The sequence below is a fragment of the Deltaproteobacteria bacterium genome (assembly GCA_011375175.1).
In the GTDB taxonomy this organism is placed as follows: Bacteria; Desulfobacterota; GWC2-55-46; order GWC2-55-46; family DRME01; genus DRME01.
In genome coordinates, this window is the sequence record DRME01000118.1 from 1 (window position 1) to 5,180 (window position 5,180).

The 5,180-nt window shown below is 63.4% G+C and carries 4 protein-coding genes; all 4 read right to left on the reverse strand.

Features of this window, described 5'->3' with window-relative positions; genetic code table 11:
* On the reverse strand, nt 1-925 hold a 925-nt coding region (locus tag ENJ37_09555; protein HHL40739.1), incomplete at its 3' end, for a hypothetical protein.
* Nucleotides 926-953: 28 nt separating this feature from the next.
* A complete protein-coding gene (locus tag ENJ37_09560; GenBank protein ID HHL40740.1) occupies nt 954-2,102 on the reverse strand; it encodes a hypothetical protein in 1,149 nt (382 codons plus the stop codon).
* 260 nt (nt 2,103-2,362) lie between these two features.
* Complete coding sequence (locus tag ENJ37_09565) at nt 2,363-3,556, reverse strand: hypothetical protein (GenBank protein HHL40741.1); 1,194 nt, start codon at nt 3,554-3,556, stop codon at nt 2,363-2,365.
* Nucleotides 3,537-4,982: a hypothetical protein gene (locus tag ENJ37_09570; protein ID HHL40742.1), complete on the reverse strand. Its 1,446-nt coding sequence runs from the start codon at nt 4,980-4,982 to the stop codon at nt 3,537-3,539. Before ENJ37_09570 ends, ENJ37_09565 begins: the two co-directional genes overlap by 20 nt.
* Between the last annotated feature and the right edge of the window lie 198 nt (nt 4,983-5,180).

Consider the following 5,180-nt stretch of genomic DNA (forward strand, 5'->3'; position numbering starts at 1 on the left):
CCGCACTCTCCCCGCCGCGGGAAGCCTCGACGGCCGCGAGCTTCTTCTTTGTCAGCAGCTCGCGCAGGTAGGCGCGCTCGGACGGGATCTCGACGAGCTGGCGCAGGTACTCGAGGAAGTGCTCCTCTATCTGGTGCTCGCGCGTGAGCTTGCCCGTGAGGAAGGTCCACTGCATGGGAAAGCGGCCCGGCGCGAAGTGGACGTTGTACCAGTGCCAGAAGGCTATGACTATGAGGGCCAGCAACGCCTCGTGCGGGTGGGCGAGCCTGGTGATGCTCTGCACGTAGTGGGGCGCTATGGAGAACTTGGCGATGATGTCGGGAAAGAGGAAGGTGGCGCCCGTGACCATCATGACCGTGTTGCCGAAGACGGCGGCGAAGTAGTGGAGCTTCTGCTTGTACATGAACTTCTCCATCTCGGGACGCTGGTCGCGGCGGCCGAGGAAGTAGAGGAAGTCCTCCTTGAAGTCCACAAGGTCCTTGAAGCTCGGGATCATCGTGCGGTGCCAGTCGAACCGCTTGCGCGATATCTTGTAGAGCGTGTCGAAGACGATGGTGACGACGTGGTATACGCCGGAGAAGATGAAGACCGCGGCCATGGCCCGGTGTATGACCCTCGTGACGTAGATGCCGCCGAGAAAGTCGTTGAAGGGCTTGGCCCAGAAGCTCTCGTGGTAGTGGACCGGCAGCCCCGTGAAGGCGAGGATGAGAAAGGAGCTGAACATGAGCAGGTGCTGGAGCCGTATCTGTATCGAGTAGCGCGGCAGGTCCCCCACGGGGTTGGAGTCCACGTTCTTGTAGAGGAGCACCCTGTCGTCGGGCATCATGCGGATGAGCTCCTCGACCTCGCGCCTCTCCTCCTCGGCGAGCCACTCTATCTCCATGGTCCTGTCCAGGACCTTTCTTGCGTGTTTTGACAGCTTCATATGTCGAGACCTCCTGAGCTCCTCGTTGCTATAGCCAGATTCTGTCGCGGCCGCGCTTGCTCGGCCTCCTCCACGTGGTGCCTTTCCTGAGAACCCAGGCCACGCCGTCGCGGCGGCGGCCCCAGGTCTCAAGGAGCATGAGCCCTATGAGCGCGTAGGTAACGGCGTCACCGACCATGCCGTAGATATGCTCGACCCAGTAGACGAGCGGGTTGTCGTCCTTGCGCTCGGTGGGATGGGGGTCGATGGCGAGGAAACTCCTGTCGGCGTACACGTGGCAGCGCTTGCAGGTCTCCACACGGTTGTTCTCGTGGATGGTGCTCTTCGGGTCGCGCGAAGAGCGGATGTCATGGACGTTGAGGTAGTAGTTCTCCTTCTTGGCGTGACAGTCGAGGCAGTTGGCCGCCTCGTTGAAGCCGTACTTGGTGACCTTCCAGTGGAAGCTCTCCTTGTAGGACTCGGCGGCGAAGGGGAACTTGCGGCCCAGCTCCTCCCCCTCCTCGTGGACGAGTCTTTCGTGGCGCTCGAGCATCTCCTCGTTCTCGTGGCATATGCTGCACAGCGCCACGATCTGCCTGGAGTCCCGGCCCACCTGTTTTATGCGCCGCCCCGTGTGGGCGTAGCGGTGGTTGACGAAGTTGCGGTCCTGGTGGCAGACGTTGCAGCGATCGGTGATCTGGCTGGGCACCTCATCCTCCTCGGGGAGGTAGATGGGGTTGGTGTGGCAGAAGATGCAGTAGGGCTTGTCGGCGTCGCGGGCGCTCTTGGCCACCTTGTCGCGGCCGTGGACGCTGGCGCGGTAGACCTCGTAGATGTTCTTGTGGTTGAACTGTTTCTTCGTGGCCGGGTTCTTTATGCTGTGGCAGGTGGTGTTGCAGGTGACCCCCACCTTCACGGGGTCGTGGGGGAGCTTGTCGATGTAGTTGTGACAGTCCCTGCACCTTACGCGGTTGTGGACCGTCTTCTTGAAGATCGACTCCTTGACGTAGTAGTACTTCCTCTCGCCCTCCTCGGTTATGCGCCCCATCTTTATGTACTTGTGGCACATAAGACAGTTCTCGTCATCGGCCCCGTAGGCCGGGGACGGCGTCAAAGGCCCCCCCCACCACCAAACGACCGACAGGACCGCGACAAAAAGCAGCAGACAGCGCCCTTGCTTCATCATAATCCTCTCCAAGACGTTTTTCTACCACCCAGGGCTGCGCACTCCGCGGCCGGGGCCTGCAGAGTCGTTTCGGCTACGTTATTATATTTAATCAACGGCAAATTGCAATCCTTTTGTTGAGTAAATCCCCCTCTTGACCGGCCTTTCTCTCATCTCCGAGCGCATCCGCCGGGAATAGCCTTCGGAAGAAGGGCCCCAGGGCCGCGCCTCTCCCGGAGCGGCAATAGATCGCGGAGTCTCCCTGAAACACGCCCCGGCCGCCGTGGCGCCCCCTACTTGTCGTGGCACATGAGGCAGACCTCGCCCTTTCTGCCGGCCCGCAGCCTCTGCACGTTGTCGGCGCCGCGGTCGGCCCTGGCAAGGCGCTGCACGCCCCGCTCGTGGGGGTTGTGGCAGGTGGCGCAGAATATCTTGCCCGTGCCGGGCTCAAGCGGCATGACGATCCCCTTCTCCGCCGTCGTCTTCTCCAGTCGTTCGAGCACCTTCTTCGGTGGAACGCGCAGGTGCGTAAAGGGCTCTTTGCGCTTGCGCCTGGACTTCTTCGTCGCCCCGAAGGCGGCTATGAAGGTGCCCGGGTGGTTGGCCATGCCGTAGTGGCAGCGGCGGCAGAGCCGCTCCAGGTTCTCGGTCACCTTGAAGCTCACGTCGCCTATGCCCTCGGCGTGCTTCACGTCCGGCACCACGCTGTGGCAGACGACGCACTTAGTCGTCAGTATCTCGCCCTCGTCGCTTATCATGTCGTGGGGGTCGAGGCGTGTGTAGTTCTTCGGGTCGTGGCACTTGTAGCATATGTCGGTCCTGCCGTTGTAGGGGCCCCCGCGGAAGAACATGGGGTCCAGTATCTTGCGCGAGTACTCCTTTTCGAGACACTGGTAGACGAGGTTGTGGCAGACGATGCACGAGAGTTTCCCTTCCGGGCTTCCCCGCTTGAGGGCGTCCCTGAACTCGGCGGGCATCCTTTCGTACTTCTGCCTGCTCGGCACCATGCCGGTGGCGTGTATGTAGGCGTGGGCCGAGATGTCGTAGTGGCAGCGCTCGCAGAGGGCGATCATGTCGTCGGTCCTGAAGCGGGGGCGGCTCCCCTCGACCGGCGTGCCCACGTGGCACTCGCCGCACATGCCGGGCCGCCAGTGGGGGTTGGGGACCTCGGCGGCCGCCGCGGCCTCCTCGCGGTACTCGGCCGGCACGAGCTCCTCCATCGCCGCCTCGTCGGAGACGTCGCCCAGCTCTTCGAGCGGCACGAGCTCCTCCATCGGGATCGGCGCCTCGTCGATATCCGCGTCCCGTCCGCCCGCCTCCCCGGGAGGAACGAGCTCCTCCATGGGCGCAGGCGCGGAAGGATCGACGACCGTCTCACCGGCGGCGAGCGCCGCCGGCGCCGCCGCGCCCCAGAGGACGGCGGCCGCCGCGGCCGCGAAGAAGAAACGCCCGCCGGCGCCGCCGTATCTACTCGCGCTCGAAGGCATAGACCACGCCCGCCTTGTCTCCCACGTAGAGGATGCCGTCCACAAGGACGGGAGACGAGTTCACCCCGCCCTCGGTCCTCCCCTTCCACACGATCTTGCCGCTCTTGAGGTTCAGGCCGTAGAGGCCGCCCCCCTCGGCGCCGACGTAGCAGAAGCCGTCGCCCGTTACCACGGGTGTAGAGCTTATGCCGCTGGGGAGCCTGAACCAGAACTTTATCTTGCCCGTGCTCCTCTCAAGGCTCGTAAGGTAGCCGCCCTTGGTGCCCACGTAGAGGTCGTCGCCGTAGACGACGGCCGTCGCATATATCCAGTCGTCGAGGGCCGTCTTCCAGCGCAGTTCTCCGGTGGCGGCGTCTACGGCGTAGACCGACCTGTCGTACGAAGATATGTAGACAACGCCGTCCCTTACCACCGGCGAGGCGTAGACGGCCGAGCCCGTGGCGTAGGCCCAGAGCAGATCGCCCGTGGCGGCGTCGAAGGCGTAGAGCCTCGTGTTCTTCGAGGCGATGTAGACGACGCCGTCGTGGTAGGCCGGCGTGGAGTAGACGCCGCCGTAGCGGTAATCGTTCAGGAAGACCCGCCAGCGCTTCTTGCCGGTGGCGGTGTCTACGGCGTGTATCTTGAGGTCGTTGGAGCCTATGTAGAGCGTATCGCCCGCCAGCACGGGCGAGGAGACGACCTTGCCGCGGGTCCGGTACTTCCAGACGAGTTCTCCGTCGGCGGCGCCGACGGCGTAGACGTAGCGGTCCTTGGAGCCGAAGTAGACGACACCGTCGCGCACGGCGGGCGACGACGTTATCTCGCCGCCGGTCTTGAACTTCCAGACGAGCTCGCCCGTCGAGGCGTCGAGGGCGTACATGCTGCCGTCGTGGGAGCCTATGAAGACCCTGCCCTCCGAGACGGCGGGCGAGGAGTAGACGGCGCCTCCCGTCCTGTAGCGCCACCTGACACGAAGCGGCGGCGCCAGCGGCTCGTCGGTCACCGTATCGTGGGCGGGCACCCGGAAGTACATGGGCCAGGCGTCCTTGCCCGCAGCCCATGCGCCGGTCAGGAGCCCCGCAGCGGAAAGCACGACCGCCGCCGACACCCCGGCCGGCAGGAGACGGAACCAGCCGGACCGTCGCCCCCGCCGCACCAAGCGACTCTTCTCTACGGACAATTCAACCTCGCTCAATGCCCTTTCCGCCGCGCCCCCCGCCGCAACGGTGTCCCCCGGAAAATCGAGGAAGCTCTTAAGGAAACTCCGACTAATTACCCTGGGGGAAACTTTCTGTAGAAGGGCCATAGGCCCACGTTTCCACCGGCCCCTTTGTACGTTTTGTTCGCATCTTCGAAAAACAGCGGTCCCTGGGAGGCCTGGCCCGCGCCGGGCGGGATTTTTACGCCCTTGCGGCCCAAACCTCCCAGGGACCGCCCCCCGAGACATCCGGCCAGGAAACTCTGATTTATTGCGCTGAGGGAACCTTCTTGTAGAAGAGATTCCCTCAGACTCCCTCCAAAAACTTTTAACGCGAGTTGGTTTCCCCCTGTTTTGCCTGGCAAAACAGGGGGAAACCAACTCGTATTGAAAGTCTTTGAAGGGGGTCTGGGGGAAACTTTCTACAGAAAGTTTCCCCCAGAGTAA